A 20760-nucleotide genomic window follows, 5' to 3' on the forward strand; every position below is an offset into this window, starting at 1 on the left:
GACGCCCCACGTCCGGACGGGCCGCGCGAGCAGGGGCGCGGTCCCGCCGAAGGGGCGCGGGGAACCGCCCGGCCGGGCCCCCGCGCCCCCGCACTCGCCCTACGACGGGCGAGACCGGGCTCTCAGACGACGGTCAGCCCAGATCCCCGGCGGCCGTCAGCTCCGCCAGCCGCACCAGCGTGCGCACGCCGCTGCCCGTGCCGCCCTTCGGCGTGTAGCCGAACGGGCCGCCCTCGTTGAAGGCCGGTCCGGCGATGTCGAGGTGCGCCCAGGTGATGCCCTCGCCGACGAACTCGCGCAGGAAGAGCCCGGCGACGAGCCCGCCGCCCATCCGCTCGCCCATGTTCGCGATGTCGGCCGTGGGCGAGTCCATCCCCTTGCGCAGGTGCTCCGGCAGCGGCATCGGCCACGCCGGCTCGCCGACCTCCTCGGCCGCCTCGTACAGCGCCGTGCGGAAGGAGTCGTCGTTGCCCATGATCCCGAACGTCCGGTTGCCCAGCGCCAGGACCATCGCGCCGGTCAGCGTCGCCACGTCCACGATCGCGTCCGGCTTCTCCTGGGAGGCGGCCCACAGCGCGTCGGCCAGCACCAGCCGGCCCTCGGCGTCGGTGTTGAGCACCTCCACCGTCTTGCCGCTGTACATCCGCAGCACGTCACCCGGACGGGTGGCGGAGCCGGAGGGCATGTTCTCGGCCAGGGCGAGCCAGCCGGTGACGTTGACCTCCAGGCCCAGGCGCGCGGCGGCGACGACGGCGGCGAACACCGCGGCCGCGCCGCTCATGTCGCACTTCATCGTCTCGTTGTGACCGGCCGGCTTCAGCGAGATGCCGCCCGAGTCGTAGGTGATGCCCTTGCCGACGAAGGCCAGGTGCTTCTTGGCCTTGGAGGAGGTGTAGGACAGCTTCACCAGGCGCGGGGTCGCCGCCGAGCCGGCGCCGACGCCGAGGATGCCGCCGTAGCCGCCCTTGGCCAGGGCCTTCTCGTCGAGCACCTGCACCTTGATGCCGTGCTCCTTGGCCGCGGCCTGCGCGATCGCGGCGAACGACTCGGGGTTCAGGTCGTTGGGCGGGGTGTTGACCAGGTCGCGGGCGCGGTTGAGCTCCTCCGACACGGCGACGGCGCGCTCGACGGCCGCCTTGTACGCCTTGTCGCGGGGCTTGCCGCCGAGCAGGGCGACCTCGGCGAGCGGGGCCTTGCCGTTCTTCGCCTTGGGGTCCTTGCCATTGGCCTTGTACGCGTCGAAGGCGTACGCGCCGAGCAGCGCGCCCTCGCCGACCGCGCCGGCGTCCGCCGCGTCGGTCAGGGGCAGGGCGAAGGCGGCCTTCCGGGAGCCGGCCAGGGCGCGGGCGGCCACGCCGGCGGCCCTGCGCAGCACGTCGGCGTCGTAGCCGGCGTCCTTCTCGGGCACCGCGCCCAGCCCCACCGCCAGCACGAGCGGGGCCTTGAAGCCGGACGGTGCCGGCACCTTCGTCACCTCGCCCTCGCCGCCGGAGGCGCCGAGAGTCTCCAGGACGCCGGCCAGCCTGCCGTCGTACGCCTTGTCCACGGCCTCGGCGCCCGGTGCGACGACCGGCCCCTTGGCACCCTTGGCGACACCGATCACGATCGCGTCGGCCCGCAGACCGGACGCCGCGGCGGTGCTGAGAGTGAGAGCAGTCACGGTGGTGAAATCTCGCTTCCGATGTGAAGTTGCGGTGGTCGAGCGGTGTGGGTCGACCGGGCCCGACAGCCGACCCTATGCGGACCTCAGGGCGCGGTTTCAGCGGGGCCGTCCCCGGTGCGGCGAACACTCGACGACGAGACTACGCGCGTGGCCCGGTTCGCTCATTCCTGCGGGCGTTCACCGGTCGATGGCATGGTGGCCACTTCTTGATCCCTCACACCGGTGAGCTGAGTCACACTCGTCACGATCCGGTGAGCGCCCTGCTCGCCGCTTTGCATGATTTCCATGGATCCTCCTCTGTTCGACCGCAAGGGGATCCCGCGGATCTTCTGTGGGGGGCACCATGGCGCTGCGTGCGCGCAGATGGAGAAACACGACCGCCGCGATGACGGCGGCCGGCGTGATCATGGCCGGGGCGGTGGCGCCCGGCGCGGCCGCCGCGGAGGACCCGCGCATCGACCTGAGGGTGCTGGTCGTCGACAACGGCGACAGCCCCGTCCGGGCCGTCACCGCACAGCTCAGGAGCACGGGCGTCCCGTACACCACGATCGACCTGAACGACGCCGCCCGCCCGAGGATCACCGAGTCGTTCCTGAGCGACACGGTCGACGGCCGGCCCCGCGCCCGGTACCAGGGCGTCGTCCTGCCGAACGAGGCCCCGTTCGGTGCGGGTTCCGCCGAGCAGGCCGCGCTGGAGGCGTACGAGAGGACGTACGGCATCCCGCAGGTCGACGCCTACACCTGGGCACACCCCGGGGTCGGCCTCGACTACACCAGTGAGGGCGGCTGGGCCGGCGCCCTGGACGGGCGGGAGGCCTCCGTCACCCCGGCCGGGAAGGCCGGCTGGTTCGGCTATCTGGAGGGCGCGTTCCGCTTCGAGGACAACGCCCCCTCCGTGCAGGAGAGTTACGGCTACGCCGCCCGCCCCCGCGCCGGCTTCACCAGCTACGTCGACATCCCCGTGCCGGGCGGCACCGGCCGCGGCAGCCTGGTCGGCGAGTACGCCCACGACGGCCGCCGCGAACTCGTCGTGACGTTCGCCTGCAACGGCAGCCAGCAGCAGTTCCGGCTGCTGGCCCGCGGCATCGTCGAGTGGCTCACCCAGGGCGTGCACCTGGGCCGGACCCGCAACTCCTTCGCGGTCCACGTCGACGACGTGTTCGCCCCGGACAGCCGCTGGGACACCGAACGCAACTGCACCCCGGGCGACTTCGACTGCGCGGGCGGCGACGGCGAGGGCACCGCGCCGATCCGCATGACCGCCGCCGACGCCGCCTACGCCGCCCAGTGGCAGCGCGAGCACGGCTTCACCATGGACATGGTCTTCAACGCCGGCTCGGGCGAGGAGTGGAAGGCCGAGCACGGCGGCACCGACGCCCTCACCGCACGGCTGCTCGCCGACAAGGCGCAGTACCGCTGGGTCAACCACACCTACACGCACCCCTTCCTCGGCTGCGTCCAGGACACCTCCACCGTGCCGTGGAGCTGCGCGAAGAACGCCGACGGCTCGACGACGTACATGAGCCGCGCCGAGATCGCCGCGCAGATCCGCGACAACCACGACTGGGCCGTGCGCAAGGGCCTGCCCGTCGACCGCGCCGAGCTGGTCACCGGGGAGCACTCGGGCCTCAGGACGCTGCCGCAGCAGCCGGACGACAATCCGAACCTGGCCGGCGCGCTCGCCGGCACCGGCATCCGGTGGATCGCCTCGGACAACTCCCGCGAGCCCGGGCAGCGCGCCGTCGGCCGGGCCCTGACCGTCCCGCGCCACCCGATGAACGTGTACTACAACGTGGGCACGGCGGCCGAGATGGCCGACGAGTACAACTGGATCTACACCTCCCGGGCCGACGGCGGCAGCGGCGTCTGCGAGGACGACCCGGCCTCCACCTGCCTCGACGCACCGCTGGACGTCACCACCGGCTACACCGGGCACATCGTCCCGCAGGAGGCCCGCACCGCGCTCGGGCACGTCCTCGCGGGCGACCCCCGGCCGCACTACGCGCACCAGTCCAACCTGGCCGAGGACCGGCTGCTCTACCCGGTGATGGAGAAGGTGCTCGACGACTACGGGGCGCTGTTCGCCGGCAACACCCCGCTGGAGAACCCCCGGCACAGCGCCATCGGCACCGAGGTGCAGCGCCGCGCCGCCTGGCAGAAGGCCCTGGCGGACAACCGCGTGACGGCGTACCGGATCGGCGGCACGGTCACCGTCACCGCACCGTCCGGCACCCAGATCCCGATGACCGCCCCGGAGGGCACCACGAAGCAACTCGTCCTGGGCACCACCGCCTTCGGGACCCCGTACGCGGGAGCCCGCTCGGCCTGGACGACCCCGGCCGCGCTCCAGCCGGCCCTGACGCTGAAACTCCCCTAGGGGGAGCGCCCGAAGGGGCGCGGGGAACTGCGCGACCAGCCCACACGACGCCCGCACTCGGCATCCGGGCATGCAGTTCCCCGCACGACATCCGCAACACAGGGGGGAAGCACCGCATGAGGCGAACAGGCCGGCATGTCACCATGCTCACGGAAGGCACCTACCCGCACGTCCACGGCGGCGTCAGCACCTGGTGCGACCAGCTCGTCAAGGGCATGCCGGAGGTCGACTTCCACATCGTCTCGCTCACCGGCAGCGGCCGCGAACCCGTCGCCTGGGAGCTGCCGCCCAACGTCCGCCGGCACACCCCGGTCCCGACCTGGGGCCCGCGCCCCGGCCGCAGAAGGCCCCCGTACGGCAGGGCCCGCCGCCGCTTCACCGAGACCCACGAGCGCTTCCTGCTGTCCTTCCTCGACCCCGGCTCGCAGGCCGACTTCGGCGAGTCCCTGGAGGAACTCGCCGCACTCGCCCGGGACGGACGCCTGCCCGCCGCGCTGCGCACCGAGTCGGCGCTGCGGTCCCTGATGGGGATCTGGACCATGCCGCATCTGCCGACGGCCGCGGCCCGCCCCACGGTGCACGACGCGTTGACCGCGACCGACCTGCTGGAGCACGCCCTGCGCCCGCTCGGCGTCCGCATCCCGGAGGACTCCGTCGCGCACGCCGTCAGCAGCGGCCTCGCCACCCTGCCCGCGCTCGCCGCCCGCCACCTGGACGGCGTGCCGTTCCTGCTCACCGAGCACGGCATCTACCTGCGCGAGCGCTACCTCGGCCACCGCCGGGGCGGCCAGCGCTGGCCCGTGAAGGCGTTCATGCTGGGCTTCTACCGCGAGCTGAACTCCTACGGCTACCGCGCCGCCGACCTGATCACCCCGTGCAACCAGTACAACCGCCGCTGGGAGGAGCGCGGCGGCGCCGACGCCGGCAAGATCCGCACGGTCTACAACGGCGTCGACCCGGCCGCCTTCCCGCACGCCGGCCCCGAACCCGAGGTCCCCACGCTGTCCTGGTGCGGGCGGATCGACCCCATCAAGGACCTGGAGACGCTGATCCGCGCCTACGCCATGGTCCGGGCCGAGGTCCCGGCGACCCGGCTCCGGCTCTTCGGCCCGGTCCCGCCCGGCGGCGAGGCCTACCGCACCCGCCTGGAGAAGCTCGCCGCCGAACTGGGCGTCACCGACGGACTGACCTTCGAGGGCCGTATCGAGGAGGTCTGGCGGGCGTACGCGGCCGGGCACGTCGTCATGCTGTCGTCGATCTCCGAGGGCTTCCCGTTCTCCCTCATCGAGGCCATGTCGTGCGGCCGTACGACGGTGTCCACGGACGTCGGCGGGGTGCGCGAGGCCGTCGGCGACACCGGCCTGGTGGTCCCGCCGCGCGAGCCGGAGAGGATGGCCGCCGCCGCGCTGACCCTGCTCAAGGACGACGAACGGCGGCTGGAACTGGGCCGGTTGTCGCGCCAGCGCGTCATCGACCGGTTCACGCTGCGCCGCTCGGTGGACGCCTTCCGCACCATCTACAAGGAACTCGCGGGCGAGGACGAGGTGTACGAGCCCACCCTGGAGACCGTCGCCGACTGGACCCTGGAGCTGCGCGACCCCTGGTACGCGTCCGTCGCCGCGGACGGGGCCGGCTGGTGAGCGGAAGCGTCTGGCTCCCCCCGGGCTCCCGCCCGGACGCACTCCCGGAGATCCCCCGGCCGCACCCCCCGAGCTGGGCGCTGCCCGACCCGGTCGACGAACTCGCCGACCGGCTGGAGGACTTCGTAGCCGCGGCCGTCCACCCCGACGAGATCGCCGCCCTGCTGGAGTCCGACGGCCTCTCGGACGAGAGGATCCGCGAGCGGTACGGCGTGAAGAACTCCTTCGCCCTCGCCGAGACCCTCTACGAACGCGTCGAGCGCCGCTACCCCGAGCCCGACGGCCCCGCCGGCGACCCCTGGCGGATCGGCCTGCTCGGCTGCCTGCTGCGCGGCGTGGTCTTCGCCCTGCCCGGACTCGCCTACGTCCTCGGGTCGCCGCTTTTCACCGGCCCGGGCGACCTCGGCCTCCCCGCGGGCACGGTCCCGCTCCTGGCCGGCGCGCTGTGCGGCTGGAGCTGGAACCAGGGCCTGGCCCACCGGGCGTACGCGTGGCTGGGGCTGGGCGACCGCCCGGCCGCCCGGCGCGCCCTGCTGCTCGGGGCCCCGGCGGGCGCGCTGCTCGGCTCCCTGGTCGCCCTGCTGTGCGCGGGCGGCGCCGGACCGGCCGTGGTGGCCTTCGCCGCCGGGCAGTCCTGCTACCTCGCGGCGGCGACCGTCCTGCTGGTGATGGGCCGCGAACGGCTCCTGCTGGCCGCCCTGGGGCCGATGGCGCTCGGCGCGGTGCTGTCCCTGGTCGACCCGCTGCCCGAACCGGCCGGCGCGGTGCTGCTGCTGGGTTCCCTGGCCGCGGTCGTGGTGCTCGCGCTGCGCGAGGTGGCGCCCACCCTGCGGGACGAGGGCGGCTGGATCGCCGGCCTCGCCGCCCTGCTCCCCTTCGGCGCGTCCGGCACCGCACCCGCCCGGCACCGCCCCGCCGGGCGCCGGCTCACCGGCTCCCTGCCGTACGCGCTGTTCGGGCTGGCCACCGGCGTCCTCGTGCTGCACGCGGCGCTCGGCGACGTCCTCGCGGGCGGGAGCGCCACGGCCGTGGCCGCGCCGGCCGCCGTGGCGCTCACCCTCAGCATGGGACCCGCCGAGTGGCTGCTGTACCGCTTCCGCAGCGACAGCCTCGCCGCACTGCGCGCCAGCGGCAGCGCCCGCGACTTCCGGCGCGTCACCGTCCTCACCGTCGTCCAGTGCCTGGCCGCCTACCTCGCCGCCCTGCTCGCGCTGAGCCTCGCCGCCTCCGCCCTGTGGCCGCACGCCCCGGTCCCCGGCGGCGTCCGGCTGGCCGGGCTGCTGCTGCTCGGTGCCGTCCTGTGGACGGGACTGCTGCTCCAGTCGTTCGGCGCGGTGACCGGCGCGACCGCGGTGTGCTGCGCCGCCGCCCTCGCCCAGACGCTGCTCCTCGTCACCCGCACCGGCGATCCGCACGCGTCCGGTGCGCTCGTGTACGGCACCGCCGCCGCCGTCCAGGCGGCCCTGGTGTGCACCCTCCTGGGAAGGGCAACCGCCCACCGATGAGCACTCTCCTGGTCCCGTACTACGAGCACCCGTCCGTCCGCCCCGCCGAATGGGACGCCATCGTCGCCGCCGCACCCCGCCTCTACGGGGTGGTCCTCAACCCGGCCAGCGGCCCCGGCGACCGCCCCGACCCGGCCTTCGCCGAGGTCGCCGCCCGGCTGCGCTCGGCGGGCGTACGGGTCCTCGGCTACGCCGACACCGGCTACGGCCGCCGCGCCGCCGGCGACGTCGTACGCGACCTCACCCGGCACCGCGACTGGTACCGCGCCGACGGCGCCTTCCTCGACCAGGTCCCGTCCGGGCCCGAGGAGTTCGAGCACTACCAGAGACTGGCCGTCGCCGCCTGGGGCGTCGGCTGCGGCACCCTCGTCCTCAACCACGGCACGGCACCCCACCCCTGCTACGGCCGCATCGCCGACGTCCTCGTCACCTTCGAGGGCACCTGGGCGTCGTACCGCGCCCTGCCCCCGCAGCCGTGGCCGGGAGGCCCCGACGTCCGGCTGTGCCACCTGGTCCACGGCGTCCCGCCCGACGCCGACCCGGCGGCCCTGGCCCGGGCGAGGGGAGCGGCGGTGCACTGCGCGGTCCCCGGCACGGGGGACCATCCTTGGGGCACCCTGCCGTACACCCTGAAGAACACGAGGAACACCCCGTGAGACGCCCCGCCCCGCTGGTCGCCGCCCTGCTCGCCCTGCTGCTCGCGGGCTGCACCGGCGCCCCCGACGACAAGCCCGGCCCCCGCTGGCAGCCCCGCCCGGGCACCGCCTGGCAGTGGCAGCTCAGCGGACGCCTGGACACCTCCGTCGACGTGCCGGTCTACGACATCGACGGCTTCGACCACTCCGCGGACACCGTCGCCGGGCTGCACGACGACGGACGCAAGGTCATCTGCTACCTGTCGACCGGCGCCTGGGAGGAGTTCCGCCCGGACGCCGGGAAGTTCCCGGAGGAGGTCCTGGGCCGGGGCAACGGCTGGAAGGGCGAGCGCTGGCTCGACATCCGCCGCACCGACGTCCTGGAGCCGCTGATGGCGGCCCGGATCGACATGTGCCGCGACAAGGGCTTCGACGCGGTCGAGCCCGACAACATGGACGGCTACCGCAATGACACCGGCTTCCCGCTCACCGCCGCCGACCAGCTCCGCTACAACCGCCTCATCGCCCGCCTCGCCCACGACCGGGGCCTCGCCGTCGGGCTGAAGAACGACCTGGACCAGATCCCGGAACTGGTCGGCGACTTCGACTTCGCGGTCAACGAGCAGTGCGCCCAGTACGGCGAGTGCGCGGCCCTGAAGCCGTTCGTGGCGGCGGGCAAGGCCGTCTTCCACGTCGAGTACGAGGTCCCCGTCCGCCGCTTCTGCGCCGACTCCCGCCGCCTGAAGCTGAGTTCACTGCTCAAGAAGTACGAACTGGGGGCGTGGCGGCAGGCATGCTGAGTTCGATCCCCGTCACCGACGTGCCCGCCACCCGGTCGGCCAGCGACCGCCGGGCGGGGGAGAGGACCGGCAGCGCGTTCAGCAGGAACAGCAGCACCGCCACCGCCCACACCAGCACCGACAGCACGACCTGCCCCTCGACCAGCAGCACGCAGGCGACGGCGTACACGGCGACGTCCACGGCGGTGGTGACGGCGGCCCGCCGCGCGGCCCTGACCCGGCGCGGGAGGCCCGAGGTGACCTTCAGCCCGGCCACGGCCTTGCCCACCGTGCGCCCGGCCAGCGCCAGGCACGCCCACTGGTAGAGGAACACCGCCAGCACCAGCAGCCCGAAGGCCTGCTCGACGTAGAGCACCGACTTGTCCCACAGCCGCAGCCCGAGGTCCTGGGAGGCGCCGACCACGTCGCCGCGGGAGGTCAGCAGGTCGAAACCGCCCCGGGTGGCCAGCTCGGGCACGTCGGTCACGAGCGCCGAGATCCGGTGGAAGGTGAGCACCGCGAGCGCCGAGGCGAGCGCCACCACCAGCGCGAAGTCGACGGACCAGGCCACGGCACGGCGCAGCTTCGGCATGGACGTCCCCCGATCACTTGTGTGTCCGGGGCAGGAAACTAGCGGCTCGGCGGGGCGGGCAGGAGGGGGACGGGGAGATCGTTTCAGCCCAGTGACAGAACGACCAGCGCGAGGGTCGCCGCCGTCTCCGCCAGGCCGCCGAAGACGTCCCCGGTCACCCCGCCGAAGCGGCGCGTGCAGTGCCGCAGCAGTGCCTCCGCGGCGGCCAGGGCGAGGACGACGGCGAGCACGGCCCGGACCGCGCCGTACGCCCCGGACAGGGCTCCCACCGCCGCCGTCACGCCCACGACGGCGACCGCGGCGGCCAGCGCCCGGCGCGGCGGCACCACGCCCGCCACCGCCGCGCCCAGCCCTTCCGGCCGCGCCGCCGGCACCCCGGCCCGGGCCGCCAGGGTCAGGGCCAGCCGGGCCGCCGTGGCGGAGACGACGGCGGCGAAGGCGCCCCACGCCCAGGAGGCGCCGTAGGCCTGGGTGAGCGCGGCGGCCTGCGCGAGCAGGACCAGGACCAGGGTGATCACACCGAACGGCCCGATGTCCGACTGCTTCATGATCCGCAGCGCGTCCTCGGCGGGCTTGCCGCTGCCCAGCCCGTCGGCGGTGTCGGCCAGCCCGTCGAGATGCAGCCCCCGGGTGAGCGCCGCCGGCACGGCGACGGTGGCCACGGCGGCGAGCGGAGCGCCCGCGCCGAGGAACAGCAGTACGAGCCCCACGGCGGCCGAGGCGGCGCCGACCGCCAGCCCGGCCACCGGAGCGCACAGCATGCCGCCGCGCGCCGCCTCCCTGTCCCACCGGGTCACCCGGACGGGGATCACCGTGAGCGTGCCGAAGGCGAAGCGCAGTCCGTCGAGGGAAGAGGTTCTGGGCACCGGCGCAGGCTACCCGCCGGTCGGCAGGGCGGGACCGGCGGCCGCGGATAAAGTGCACGTATGGGATGGCTGGAGCGGAACATCATCGAACCCGGCAAACTGCCCCTGCTCCTGGCTCTCGTCGCCTTCGTGCTGACCTTCCTGATCACCCGGGGCATCACCCGCCTGATCCGCGCGGGCAAGGGCCCGTTCGGCAACATCAGCACCGGCGGCGTCCACGTCCACCACGTGGTCCCCGGGGTCATCCTGACGATCGTCGGCGGTTTCGGCGCGGTCGCCGGCGGCCAGTACGGCTGGGGCTCCTACCTGGCCGCGGTGGTCTTCGGCATCGGCGCCGGACTCGTCCTGGACGAGTTCGCCCTGGTGCTGCACCTCGCCGACGTCTACTGGACCGAGGACGGCCGCAAGAGCGTCGAGATGGTCGTCCTCACCGCCTCCCTGGTCGGCCTGCTCCTCATCGGCTTCTCGCCCTTGGGCGTCAACGACCTCAGTGAGGACCAGCAGCAGAACCGCGCCGTCGTCCTGGCGAACATCCTGGCCAACTTCGCGCTCGCCCTCGTCGCCCTGTTCAAGGGCAAGGTCCGCATGGCCGTCCTGGGCGTGGTCATCCCCCTCGTCGCCGTGGTCGGCGCCGTGCGGCTGGCCCGTCCCACCTCGCTGTGGGCCAAGCGGTTCTACCGCAACCGCCCCAAGGCCCGGGCCCGGTCCGCCCTGCGCGCGTACCACCACGACCGCCGCTGGGCCGGACCCAGACGCGCCTTCCAGGACTGGATCGGCGGCGCCCCCGACCCCGAGCGGACCCGCTCCCTCGAACACCGCTGACGCACCTCGCCGGCTGCGCACAGCACCAGCACCGCCGCGATCGCCGCGAGGTGCTCCTTGCCCGCGAGGTTCTCCTTGAGGACGACCTCGGCCACCATCGCGGCCACCACCAGCGCGGCCGTGACGTACGCGCGGTGGCGCACGCCCAGGAAGACGGCCAGAGCCACCACCGCCGCCGACGGCCCGGTGTCCACGACCCAGCGGTCCGAGGCGGGCAGTCCCAGCGGAGATCCGGGTCCCAGCCGGACGCCCAGCCGCGCGTACATCGTGCCCGCGAGCGTGGCGGCGTAGGCGAGGGCGAGTGTGCGCCACCGGCCCAGGCACAGCTCCGCGAGGCCGAACACCAGCAGGAGCTGCGCCAGCGCGCCCCACACCGGCAGATCGAGCGCGGGCACGAACAGCGACAGCGGCGTCCGCAGCAGCACGAGCCACAGCGGGTCCGCGGCCCGGACCGTGCCCACGTCCTGCACGAACCGGTGGCCCCACGGCTGGGTGTGCGCGGCGTGCAGCGCGGCCGTCAGGCACACGGCCGTGACGGCCAGGGGCACCGCCCGCCACCGCCGCCGCACCAGCGGCCCGCGCACCGCCGCGCACAGCGGCCCCCATTCCGCGCGGGCCCAGCGGGCGAGCGTGCTCATCGGGTCGTCCTCGTCCGTGCGTCGGTCCGTCCGCGATGCCCGCCACTCGGTTGGGCCGGCACCACGTTCCAAGACCGGCCCGGACGGGACGAAGTTGAGCCGGACGCGCGTGACCAGGATCTCCGGGCGGCTCAGCGCTCGGAGGGAACCCCGGCGGCCTCCTGCCCGTCGGGCGCCTGTGCCGCCCCGGCGGTCTCCTGATCCCCGGGCTCCTCCGGCTCGCCGGGCTTCTCGGGCTTGACGGGCTTCTCGGGCAGCTCCGCCGCCAGCGCGGCGGCCGCCTGCACGAGCGGCAGCGCCAGCAGGCCGCCGGTGCCCTCCCCGACGGTCACGCCGTGGTGCAGCAGCGGCTCCAGGGCCATCCGGTCCAGGGCCTTCGCCTGGCCGGGCTCACCGCTGTCGTGCGCGGCCAGCCACCAGTCCGGCGCGCGGAAGGCGATCCGCTGCCCGACCAGCGCGCACGCCGCCGCCACCACCCCGTCGAGCACCACCGGCAGCTTGCGCACCGCGCACTGCAGCAGGAAGCCCGTCATCGCCGTCAGGTCGGCGCCGCCCACCGTCGCCAGCAGCCGCAGCTGGTCGCCGAGCACGGGCCGGGCCCGGCGCAGCGCGTCACGGATCGCCGCGCACTTGCGCATCCACGCCAGGTCGTCGATCGCCAGCCCGCCGCGCCCGGTGACGACCGACGCGTCGACCCCGCACAGCGCCGCGACCAGCACGCCCGCCGCCGTGGTCCCGCCGACGCTCACATCGCCCAACACCACCAGGTCCGTACCGGAGTCGGCCTCCTCGTCGGCCACCGCGACCCCGGCCCGGAACGCGGCCTCGGCCTCCTCCTGCGTCAGCGCGTCCTCGACGTCGATCCGCCCGCTGCCGCGCCGCACCCGGTGCCGTACGACGTCCTCCGGCAGGGTCTTCGGGTCGCAGTCCAGGGCCATGTCGACGATCCGCACCGGCACGCCCTGCCGCCGGGCGAGCACCGACACCGGCCGGCCGCCCTCCAGCACCTCGCGCACCAACTCCGCGGCGCTGCCCGCCTGTCGGGCCGAGACGCCCAGCTCGGCGATGCCGTGGTCACCGGCGAAGAGCACCACCCGCGGCCGTTCCACCGGCCGCACCGGCACGGCCGACTGCGCCGCCGCCAGCCACTCACCCAGCTCGTCGAGGCGGCCCAGTGACCCGGGCGGCACGACCTGCCGCTCCCGGCGCGCCTCCGCGTCACGGCGCACCCCGCCGTCCGGACGCTCGATCAGATCGGTGAAGTCGTCGAGATTAAGCGAGCTCATTCGCCGAACAGTACCGGCACCGGTCGAACGGCAGGGCGCCACATGACCACTCCGCCGAGGCGACGTCGTTGCACCCGGCATCGGCATCCCATACGTTCCGTTTTGCAGCGGATTGTCGTACCCGGTTCGCTCGCCGTCCCGCCGTACGTCCCCTGCCGTACGCCCTCGCCCGGGAGCCGCCCATGCCCGCACGCCCCTTCCACCCCGCCCCGTCCGCATCCCCCGTCCCCCAGGCGACCACCCGGGTCCACGAACCACGTCGCGAGGACTGCCCCTGGTGCGGCTCCGCCCGGCTGCGCAACCGGCTGCGCACCGGCGACCTGCGGCAGTTCCAGCCGGGCAGCTTCACCGTCGACGAGTGCCGCGACTGCGGCCACACCTTCCAGAACCCCCGCCTCACCGCCGAGGGCCTGGCCCGCTACCACCGGATCGTGCGCGGGGCGCCCAGGGAGCCGGCCTGCGACGGCCTGCTGGCCCTGCGCGCCGGCCACCGCCGCCACCGCTCGGCCGCCCGCGCGATGCGGCGCCTGGGCGAACCCGAGAGCTGGCTGGACGTGGGCACCGGCCACGCCGGCTTCCCCGCCGCGGCCCGCGAGTTCTTCCCCTACACCGCGTTCGACGGACTGGACCCCACCCCGCGCGTGGTCCGCGCCCGCTCCGCCGACCGCGTCGAGGAGGCCCACGTGGGCCGCCTGACCGACCCGCGGATCACGGCCCCGCTGCGCGAGCGCTACGACGTGGTCAGCATGCTCCACCACCTGGAGGGCACGGCGGACCCCCGAGCCGAACTCCGCGCGGCTGTGGGCCTCCTGCGCCCCGGCGGCCACCTCCTCGTGGAGACCCTCGACCCCCGCAGCCTGTTCGCCGCGCTCCTGGGCCGCTGGTGGCTGCCCTACGACCAGCCGCGCCACCTCCACCTGCTGCCCCCGCACAACCTCCGCGCGGAACTGGAGGCGTCCGGCTGCGCGATCCTGACGCTCGACCACCGTCCGGTCCACGTCCCCCACGACCTCGCGGGCGCCACGGCCCTGGCCCTCTCCCACAGCCTCCCGGCCCCCGACGCCCCCTGGCGGGCCGTCCCCCCGCCCCGCTCCCACCAGCACCTGCGCACGGTCCTGCTGCGGGCCGGCGTCCCCCTGGTGGCCCTGGCGGCGGCGGCCGACCACCTCATCGCCCCGCTCGCCCGCCGCACCCGCTTCGCGAACACCTACCGGGTGATCGCCCGCAGGACCGCCTAGCCGCACCGGCGAGCCGGGTCGCCCGTCACCCCCGCAGCACCATCGCCTGCCCCGCCACCACCAGCACCACGTGCTCGCACTCGTCCGCGAACCCCGCGTTCAGCCGCCCCAGTTCGTCCCGGTAGCGCCGCCCGGACGCGGTCGCCGGCACGATGCCCGACCCCACCTCGTTCGACACCGCGACCACGGTCCGCCGGGTCGCCCGCACCGCCTCGGTCAACTCCCGCACCCGCTCCCGCAGCACCTTCTCGCCCCGCTCCGCCCACACCGCGTCGTCCCACGCCCCGGCGGCGTCCATCGCGTCCGTCAGCCACAACGACAGGCAGTCGATGAGCAGCGGCGGCCCCTCCGCCTGCAGCAGCGGCACCAGATCGCAGGTCTCGACCGTCTGCCAGGAACCCGGCCGCCGCTCCCGGTGCGCCGAGACCCGCACGGACCACTCGGTGTCCCCGTTGCGCGACCCGCCCGTCGCCACGTACAGCACGTCCGGGAAGGACTCCAGCCGCCGTTCGGCCTCCACCGACTTCCCCGAGCGGGCGCCGCCCAGCACCAGCGTCCGCCGCGGCACGTCGGGCACGTCCTCGTAGGCGCCCACGGCCAGCGTCGTCCCGTCCGGCACGGCCCGCGCCCCGGCCGCCGCGAGCCGCCGCGCGAGCTCCGGGCCCGGCGGCACGTCGTGGTCCAGGTGCACGGCGACCACGTCGGTCGTCGGCCCGGCCGCGCCCACCGCCCGCAGCTTCGCCAGCGCGTCCGGCCGCCCCACCACGTCCAGCAGCACCATGTCGTACGGCTCGGCCGGCTCCTCCAGCCCCGCCGGCGCGCCGCCCGGCGGCAGATACAGCAGGCGCTGCCCCTCCGGCCCGGTCACCGCGTAACCGGTGCCCGGCGCGTCCAGCGCCACCGCCCGCACCCGGTGTCCCGTCAGCAGCGTCAGCTCCCGCCCGTCCGGCACCCGCCCGGGCTGCGGCAGCCCGGCCGGCACCTCCACCGCGGGCCCGTCGTGCGGATGCGACAGCAACACCTGCCGTACGCCGGTCAGCGAACGCCCGGCACGCGCCGCCGCGAACGCCGCCCCGGGCGTCAGGTCGAGCAGCAGCGCCCCGTCCACGAGCAGCGCGGCGGCCGCCCGGGCGTCCGGGCCGATCGCGGACGCGCAGGCCGCGCAGGGACAGTCGGGGCGGGGCAGGCCCGCGGGGGCGCCGGTGCCGAGCAGAGTCAGTTCCACGCCCCGATTCTCACCCGTGACCATGTGACACGCGTGTCGGCACCGTCCCCACAGGGGCCCGGGGGAACCGCGCGACCAGCCCTCACGGCCGCACCGACCCGATGACCCGCACTCCCGACCACGTGTCCCGCCCCACCCGGCCAAGCGCATAGGCTCGGGTCGGGAGCCGGACCGGGATCCGGCTTTTCGCTGTGCAGTGTGCTCACACATGGGAGGCGTACATGGCGGCATGGTCGTGGCGGTTCGAGAAGACGGACGGGACGGAGGTCCAGCCCGCGGTGCCGCCGGAGGAGTTCCCCACGCAGGGGGACGCCGAGTCCTGGATCGGGGAGCACTGGAAGGCCCTGAAGGAGGGCGGCGCCGACCAGGTGCGGCTGTTCGAGGACGCCACGGAGATCTACGGGCCGATGAGCCTGCACGCCGCCGAGGCGTGAGCCCGGGGGGCGGGGGCCGACGGCCCTCGCCCTCCCTCACCGGGTGCGTCAGCCCCGTACGCCGCACAGGTGCAGCAGCGCGGCCACCCCGCGGTACGGATCCGTCCGCCCCGCCTTCTCCTCCACCGCGAGCAGCGTCTCGACGTCGGCCGGAACCTCGGCGCCGTCGGCCGCCGTGTCGGTGAACACGCGCACCCCGTACCAGGCGTGCAGCGGCGCCCCGATCCCCGCGAGCGTCGCCGTCAGGTCCTTCAGCCGGTCGGCCCGTACGTCGAGCCCCGGCCGGTCGGGGATCCCGCCGTCCGAGTCGGTCCGGCTGTGAGGGCGGTAGGAGACCGTGTCGAACGCGGCCAGCGCGCCCGCCCAGTCGCCGGACAGGCCGGGCCGTATCGCCAGCGCGTCGCCGTTGCGCACCAGCAGCGACAGCAGCCCGCCCGGCGCGAGCATCCGGGCCAGCCCCGCCAGCAGCGGGTCGGGCTCCTCGACGTACATGAGCACGCCGTGGCACAGCACCACGTCGAAACTGCCCGGCAGGAAGTGCACACCGGTGTCCCGGCCGTCGCCCTCGATGATCCGCATCCGCTTGCGGATGCCCTCCGGTTCGCCCGCGAGGCACTCGCGGGCGGCGGCGATCATCGACACGTCCTGCTCCAGACCGGTCACCTGGTGCCCGGCCCGGGCCAGCCGCAGCGCCTGCGTGCCCCGGCCCATCCCCACGTCGAGCACGCGCAGCCGCCGCCCGACCGGGAACCGGCCGACTATCTGCTCGTCCAGCTGGCGCGTCACCAGCTCGCGGCGGACGACCTCACGCACCCCCTCCGGCGCGGCCGGCCGGGCGTGGGCCGCACCCCCGGGCAGCGGCGTCGTGGTCAGGGCCGCTCTCCGCGCTTGACCTGCGGCTTCGGCAGCCGGAGCCGGCGCATCTGGAGGGAGCGCATCAGGGCGTAGGCGACGGCGCCGCGCTTGTTCTCCCCGGCGAAGCGCTCGTTCAGCTGCTTCTTCAGGCGGAAGGCGGTGACGAACGAGTCGAGCACGATCAGCACGATCACCACGAGCCACAGCAGCAGCGCGATGTTCTGCAGCGAGGCCACCCGCACCATGCTCAGCACGAGGATGACCACCGCCATCGGCAGGAAGAACTCCGCGATGTTGAACCGCGAGTCGACGAAGTCGCGCGCGAACCGGCGGACCGGTCCCTTGTCACGCGCGGGCAGGTACCGCTCGTCGCCGGAGGCCAGCGCCTGGCGCTGCCGCTCCAGCGCGGCACGGCGCTCCTCCCGCTGCCGCTTGGCGGCGTCCTTGCGCGTCGTCGACGTGTTGGCCACGCTGCGGCGCTGCGACTGGGCCGCACTGCGCTTGGGCGTGGGGCGGCCCTTGGGGGCCTCGGGGTGACGGGGCTGACTGGAGTCGGTCACCGGCGCCTTGTCGGCTGCCTGGGCCTTCTCATCCTTCGCACGGCTACGGAACACAAAACCCAAGGGTAAGGGCTTCCCGGCATGGACCGAAGCCCCGTGGGGAACGATCCGGCAACACCAGTCGTCAGTAAGGGGACAGAGGGGACGTTGTGTACGCACCCGGTCGTTCCCCGGGGGACGGGCACCCGGTGACCCCGGGGACCACCTACTCCCTACGCCGGAGCGGCGGCGCACGCAGTCGTCCTTGGGGATGAGCGCATCCGTCCCCGAACAGTGCGGTAATGGATGCAGGGCCCGTACTGTGGGTTCTGTCGCAGGAGCTGGAGCCGGAGTCGGTCAGAAGGGGGCGCGCGAAGCCCATGAGCGGTGTCATGAAGCGTATGGGGATGATCTTCCGCGCGAAGGCGAACAAGGCCCTTGACCGGGCCGAGGACCCGCGCGAGACCCTCGATTACTCGTACCAGAAGCAGCTGGAGCTGCTCCAGAAGGTCCGCCGCGGCGTCGCCGACGTGGCGACCAGCCGCAAGCGCCTGGAGCTCCAGATGAACCAGCTGCAGTCGCAGTCCACCAAGCTGGAGGACCAGGGCCGCAAGGCGCTCGCGCTGGGCCGGGAGGACCTCGCCCGCGAGGCGCTCTCCCGCCGGGCCGCGCTCCAGCAGCAGGTGACCGACCTGGAGACCCAGCACGCGACGCTCCAGGGCGAGGAGGAGAAGCTCACCCTCGCGGCCCAGCGGCTCCAGGCCAAGGTGGACGCCTTCCGCACGAAGAAGGAGACCATCAAGGCGACGTACACGGCGGCCCAGGCGCAGACCCGGATCGGCGAGGCCTTCTCCGGCATCTCCGAGGAGATGGGCGACGTGGGCCTGGCCATCCAGCGCGCCGAGGACAAGACGGCACAGCTCCAGGCCCGGGCCGGCGCGATCGACGAACTGCTCGCCTCCGGCGCCCTCGACGACCCCTCCGGCATGCACAAGGACGACATCCAGGCCGAGCTGGACCGGCTCTCCGGTGGTACGGATGTAGAGCTGGAGCTGCAGCGCATGAAGGCCGAGCTGGCCGGCGGCTCCGGCAGCGGACAGCAGGCCATCGAGGGCGGCACCCAGCAGCAGTCGCAGCAGCAGCCGCAGGACACTCCGCGCTTCGACAAGCAGTAGACGGGCAGTAGGGGTCCACGCCTAGGAGGGCGACATGATCGTACGGATCATGGGGGAGGGCCAGGTGAGGCTGGCCGACAGCCACCTCGCCGAGCTGAACAAGCTGGACGACGAGCTCCTCGCGGAAATGGAGAACGGCGACGGCCCCGGCTTCCGCCGCACCCTCCAGGCACTCCTCACCCAGGTCCGCGACCTGGGCGACCCCCTCCCCGACGACTCCCTGGAGCCGTCGGAGCTGATCCTGCCCTCTCCGGACGCGACGCTGGAGGAGGTCAGGGAACTGCTCAGCGACGACGGCCTGATCCCCGGATGACGTAGCCGCACCTACGCCGGACGGCGGACCCAGCGCGCCCCGGCCCGCTGCCGGACACCGCACAACCGGCCACTCGGCCCGGGCCGCCCATACCCCCGCACACCCGCCCCGGCTACCGTGAACCCCCGTGAGCACCCTCGCGCGGGCCAGATGCCGGGCCAAGGCGCATCCCCTGGCCGTGGACGCCGTCCTCGCCGCGGCCGTCCTGGTCTGCATGGTCGCCGGCTCGTTCGTCGAACCCCGCCACCGCGACAGCGTCAGCTGGGCCCTGCGCACCCCCGACACCCTCAGCCTCGTCCTGATGACCCTGGGCGCCGCCGCCCTGGTCTTCCGCCGCCGCGCGCCCCTGGCGGTCCTCGCCCTCACCGGCGCCCTTTCCGTGGTCGAGTCCGTCACCGGCGACCCGCGCGCCCCCGTCGCGATGTCCGCGGTCATCGCCCTGTACACCGTCGCCGCCACCACCGACCGCCCCACCACCTGGCGCGTCGGCCTGCTCACCATGACCGTGCTGACCGGCTCGGCGATGGCCGCCGGGAGCCTGCCCTGGTACGCCCAGGAGAACCTCGCGACCCTCGCCTGGACGGGCATCGGGGCCACCGCCGGAGACGCCGTGCGCAGCCGCCGCGCCTTCGTCCAGGCCATCCGCGAGCGCGCCGAGCGCGCCGAGCGCACCCGTGAGGAGGAGGCCCGCCGCCGGGTCGCCGAGGAGCGCCTGCGCATCGCCCGGGACCTGCACGACGTGGTCGCCCACCACATCGCCCTGGTCAACGTGCAGGCCGGGGTCGCCGCGCACGTCATGGACAAGCGCCCCGACCAGGCCAAGGAGGCCCTCGGGCACGTGCGCGAGGCCAGCCGCTCCGCCCTCAACGAGCTGCGCGCCACCGTCGGCCTGCTCCGGCAGTCCGGCGACCCCGAGGCGCCCACCGAACCGGCCCCGGGCCTGGACCGCCTCGACGAACTCACCGGCACCTTCCGCAACGCCGGCCTGCACATCGAGGTCGCCCGCGCCGACCAGGGCACCACCCTGCCCGCAGCCGTCGACCTGGCCGCCTACCGGATCATCCAGGAGGCCCTCACCAACGTGCAGAAGCACGCCGGGCCCCGGGCCAAGGCCGAGGTGAGCGTCGTCCGGGTGGGGCCGCACATCGAGATCACCGTGCTCGACGACGGCAGCGGCGAGGACCGGGCCCCGGGCGGCGGCGGCCACGGCCTGCTCGGCATGCGCGAGCGCGTCACCGCCCTGCGCGGCACCCTCACCACCGGTCCCCGCTACGGCGGCGGCTTCCGCGTGCATGCGATCCTGCCCGTCAAGAACCCCACCGCGACCGGGGAGGGCCCCGCATGACCATCCGTGTCCTGCTCGCCGACGACCAGGCGCTGCTGCGCAGCGCCTTCCGCGTGCTCGTCGACTCCGAGCCCGACATGGAGGTGGTCGGGGAGGCCTCCGACGGCGCGGAGGCGGTGCGGCTGACCCGGGAGCAGCGCGCCGACGTCGTCCTCATGGACATCCGCATGCCCGGCACCGACGGACTCGCCGCGACCCGCATGATCAGCGCCGACCCGGAGCTGTCCGGCGTCCGCGTGGTCATCCTGACGACCTTCGAGGTCGACGACTACGTCGTGCAGTCGCTGCGCGCCGGCGCCTCCGGCTTCCTCGGCAAGGGCTCCGAACCCGAGGAACTGCTCAACGCCATCCGCATCGCGGCCGGGGGCCAGGCCCTGCTCTCCCCGGCGGCCACCACCGGTCTGATCGCCCGCTTCCTCGCCCAGGGCGACCCGGCCGGCGAGGACCGCGACCCGGCCCGCGGCGAGCGGCTGGACTCGCTGACCGTCCGGGAGCGCGAGGTGCTCGTCCTGGTCGCCGGCGGGCTCTCCAACGACGAGATCGCCGAGCGGCTGGAGGTCAGCCCGCTGACGGTGAAGACGCACGTCAACCGGGCCATGGCCAAGCTCGGCGCCCGCGACCGGGCCCAGCTGGTGGTGACCGCGTACGAGTCCGGCCTGGTCCGTCCAAGGGTGGAGTGAACCCGGCCCGGTCGTACTGCGGCGGGAGTATGCGCCGGATAAGGAACGGGACCTGGGGCTTACGAAACCGGCTCCGCCCATGGCCCAGGGTGTAGGGGCGGGCGCTCGTCTGCGCGTCCGCTGCCGCTTCTGCCGCTAAACAGAAGAGAGACC

Annotated in this window: 20 protein-coding genes and 1 pseudogene; 12 read left to right on the forward strand and 9 right to left on the reverse strand. The window is 74.4% G+C overall.

The features are described from left to right. Window positions 1-133 precede the first annotated feature (133 nt). Together ABZY20_RS01400 and ABZY20_RS01405 are read right to left on the reverse strand one after the other, a co-directional pair. Window positions 134-1660 (reverse strand): leucyl aminopeptidase, encoded by a 1527-nt coding sequence (locus tag ABZY20_RS01400; protein WP_356434904.1) that lies wholly within the window; start codon window positions 1658-1660, stop codon window positions 134-136. Between the two features lie 164 nt (window positions 1661-1824). Then, window positions 1825-1950, reverse strand: coding sequence for a hypothetical protein (locus ABZY20_RS01405; RefSeq protein ID WP_356434907.1), 126 nt, complete (start codon window positions 1948-1950; stop codon window positions 1825-1827). Window positions 1951-2006: 56 nt separating this feature from the next. Here ABZY20_RS01405 and ABZY20_RS01410 point away from each other — a divergent pair, with 56 nt between their 5' ends. The 5 genes from ABZY20_RS01410 (at window position 2007) to ABZY20_RS01430 (ending at window position 8620) form a co-directional block, all read left to right on the forward strand. Next, window positions 2007-4040 (forward strand): hypothetical protein, encoded by a 2034-nt coding sequence (locus ABZY20_RS01410; protein ID WP_356434910.1) that lies wholly within the window; start codon window positions 2007-2009, stop codon window positions 4038-4040. 116 nt (window positions 4041-4156) lie between these two features. After that, window positions 4157-5680, forward strand: a complete 1524-nt coding sequence (pelF, locus tag ABZY20_RS01415; protein WP_356434913.1) for a GT4 family glycosyltransferase PelF — start codon at window positions 4157-4159, stop codon at window positions 5678-5680. Beyond that, on the forward strand, window positions 5677-7185 hold the full coding sequence (locus tag ABZY20_RS01420) for a hypothetical protein (RefSeq protein WP_356434916.1): 1509 nt from the start codon (window positions 5677-5679) through the stop codon (window positions 7183-7185). Before pelF ends, ABZY20_RS01420 begins: the two co-directional genes overlap by 4 nt. Further along, the gene (locus tag ABZY20_RS01425; RefSeq protein ID WP_356434919.1) at window positions 7182-7841 is read left to right on the forward strand and encodes a spherulation-specific family 4 protein; all 660 of its coding nucleotides are present in this window, start codon (window positions 7182-7184) and stop codon (window positions 7839-7841) included. Before ABZY20_RS01420 ends, ABZY20_RS01425 begins: the two co-directional genes overlap by 4 nt. Further along, a complete protein-coding gene (locus ABZY20_RS01430) occupies window positions 7838-8620 on the forward strand; it encodes an endo alpha-1,4 polygalactosaminidase (protein ID WP_356434922.1) in 783 nt (260 codons plus the stop codon). The genes ABZY20_RS01425 and ABZY20_RS01430 overlap by 4 nt, the downstream gene beginning before the upstream one ends. Here ABZY20_RS01430 and ABZY20_RS01435 read toward each other — a convergent pair. Together ABZY20_RS01435 and ABZY20_RS01440 are read right to left on the reverse strand one after the other, a co-directional pair. Next, entirely contained in the window at window positions 8580-9191 is a 612-nt protein-coding gene (locus ABZY20_RS01435; RefSeq protein ID WP_356434925.1) for an RDD family protein, read from the reverse strand. The two genes, ABZY20_RS01430 and ABZY20_RS01435, sit on opposite strands and share 41 nt — an antisense overlap. 83 nt (window positions 9192-9274) lie before the next feature. Next, on the reverse strand, window positions 9275-10057 hold the full coding sequence (locus tag ABZY20_RS01440) for an adenosylcobinamide-GDP ribazoletransferase (protein WP_356434928.1): 783 nt from the start codon (window positions 10055-10057) through the stop codon (window positions 9275-9277). A 60-nt stretch (window positions 10058-10117) separates the two neighbouring features. On the opposite strand from ABZY20_RS01440, the gene ABZY20_RS01445 reads away from it, so the two are divergent. Beyond that, window positions 10118-10879: a hypothetical protein gene (locus ABZY20_RS01445; RefSeq protein ID WP_356434931.1), complete on the forward strand. Its 762-nt coding sequence runs from the start codon at window positions 10118-10120 to the stop codon at window positions 10877-10879. On the opposite strand, the pseudogene ABZY20_RS01450 reads toward ABZY20_RS01445, so the two are convergent. Beyond that, window positions 10783-11517: pseudogene (locus ABZY20_RS01450) on the reverse strand (hypothetical protein); the annotation flags it as partial. The gene ABZY20_RS01445 and the pseudogene ABZY20_RS01450 sit on opposite strands and share 97 nt — an antisense overlap. A gap of 131 nt (window positions 11518-11648) precedes the next feature. Beyond that, complete coding sequence (gene cobT, locus ABZY20_RS01455; protein WP_356434934.1) at window positions 11649-12803, reverse strand: nicotinate-nucleotide--dimethylbenzimidazole phosphoribosyltransferase; 1155 nt, start codon at window positions 12801-12803, stop codon at window positions 11649-11651. 182 nt (window positions 12804-12985) lie between these two features. On the opposite strand from cobT, the gene ABZY20_RS01460 reads away from it, so the two are divergent. Then, complete coding sequence (locus ABZY20_RS01460) at window positions 12986-14041, forward strand: class I SAM-dependent methyltransferase (protein ID WP_356434937.1); 1056 nt, start codon at window positions 12986-12988, stop codon at window positions 14039-14041. Between the two features lie 25 nt (window positions 14042-14066). Here the strand turns inward: ABZY20_RS01460 and ABZY20_RS01465 are convergent, their stop codons facing one another. After that, complete coding sequence (locus tag ABZY20_RS01465) at window positions 14067-15266, reverse strand: bifunctional adenosylcobinamide kinase/adenosylcobinamide-phosphate guanylyltransferase (RefSeq protein WP_356434938.1); 1200 nt, start codon at window positions 15264-15266, stop codon at window positions 14067-14069. A 221-nt stretch (window positions 15267-15487) separates the two neighbouring features. Here ABZY20_RS01465 and ABZY20_RS01470 point away from each other — a divergent pair, with 221 nt between their 5' ends. Then, window positions 15488-15700, forward strand: coding sequence for a hypothetical protein (locus tag ABZY20_RS01470; protein ID WP_356434941.1), 213 nt, complete (start codon window positions 15488-15490; stop codon window positions 15698-15700). Between the two features lie 48 nt (window positions 15701-15748). Here the strand turns inward: ABZY20_RS01470 and ABZY20_RS01475 are convergent, their stop codons facing one another. Both ABZY20_RS01475 and ABZY20_RS01480 read right to left on the reverse strand, forming a co-directional pair. Then, entirely contained in the window at window positions 15749-16486 is a 738-nt protein-coding gene (locus ABZY20_RS01475; protein ID WP_356435991.1) for a methyltransferase domain-containing protein, read from the reverse strand. Window positions 16487-16569: 83 nt separating this feature from the next. Beyond that, complete coding sequence (locus ABZY20_RS01480) at window positions 16570-17169, reverse strand: DUF3043 domain-containing protein (protein WP_356434944.1); 600 nt, start codon at window positions 17167-17169, stop codon at window positions 16570-16572. A gap of 317 nt (window positions 17170-17486) precedes the next feature. Between ABZY20_RS01480 and ABZY20_RS01485 the strand changes: the two genes are divergently transcribed. The 4 genes from ABZY20_RS01485 to ABZY20_RS01500 all read left to right on the forward strand — a co-directional run bounded on the left by ABZY20_RS01485 (window position 17487) and on the right by ABZY20_RS01500 (window position 20607). Next, entirely contained in the window at window positions 17487-18269 is a 783-nt protein-coding gene (locus ABZY20_RS01485; protein ID WP_356434947.1) for a PspA/IM30 family protein, read from the forward strand. A gap of 34 nt (window positions 18270-18303) precedes the next feature. Then, complete coding sequence (locus ABZY20_RS01490; RefSeq protein WP_356434950.1) at window positions 18304-18582, forward strand: hypothetical protein; 279 nt, start codon at window positions 18304-18306, stop codon at window positions 18580-18582. 127 nt (window positions 18583-18709) lie between these two features. Next, entirely contained in the window at window positions 18710-19927 is a 1218-nt protein-coding gene (locus ABZY20_RS01495; RefSeq protein WP_356434953.1) for a histidine kinase, read from the forward strand. Next, window positions 19924-20607 carry a response regulator transcription factor gene (locus ABZY20_RS01500; protein WP_356434955.1) on the forward strand — a complete coding sequence of 228 codons (684 nt, stop codon included), beginning with the start codon at window positions 19924-19926 and terminating at the stop codon, window positions 20605-20607. The genes ABZY20_RS01495 and ABZY20_RS01500 overlap by 4 nt, the downstream gene beginning before the upstream one ends. The last annotated feature ends 153 nt before the right edge of the window (window positions 20608-20760 follow it).

It is taken from the genome of Streptomyces sp. NPDC006624 (genome assembly GCF_040611555.1).
Classification (GTDB): domain Bacteria; phylum Actinomycetota; class Actinomycetes; order Streptomycetales; family Streptomycetaceae; genus Streptomyces.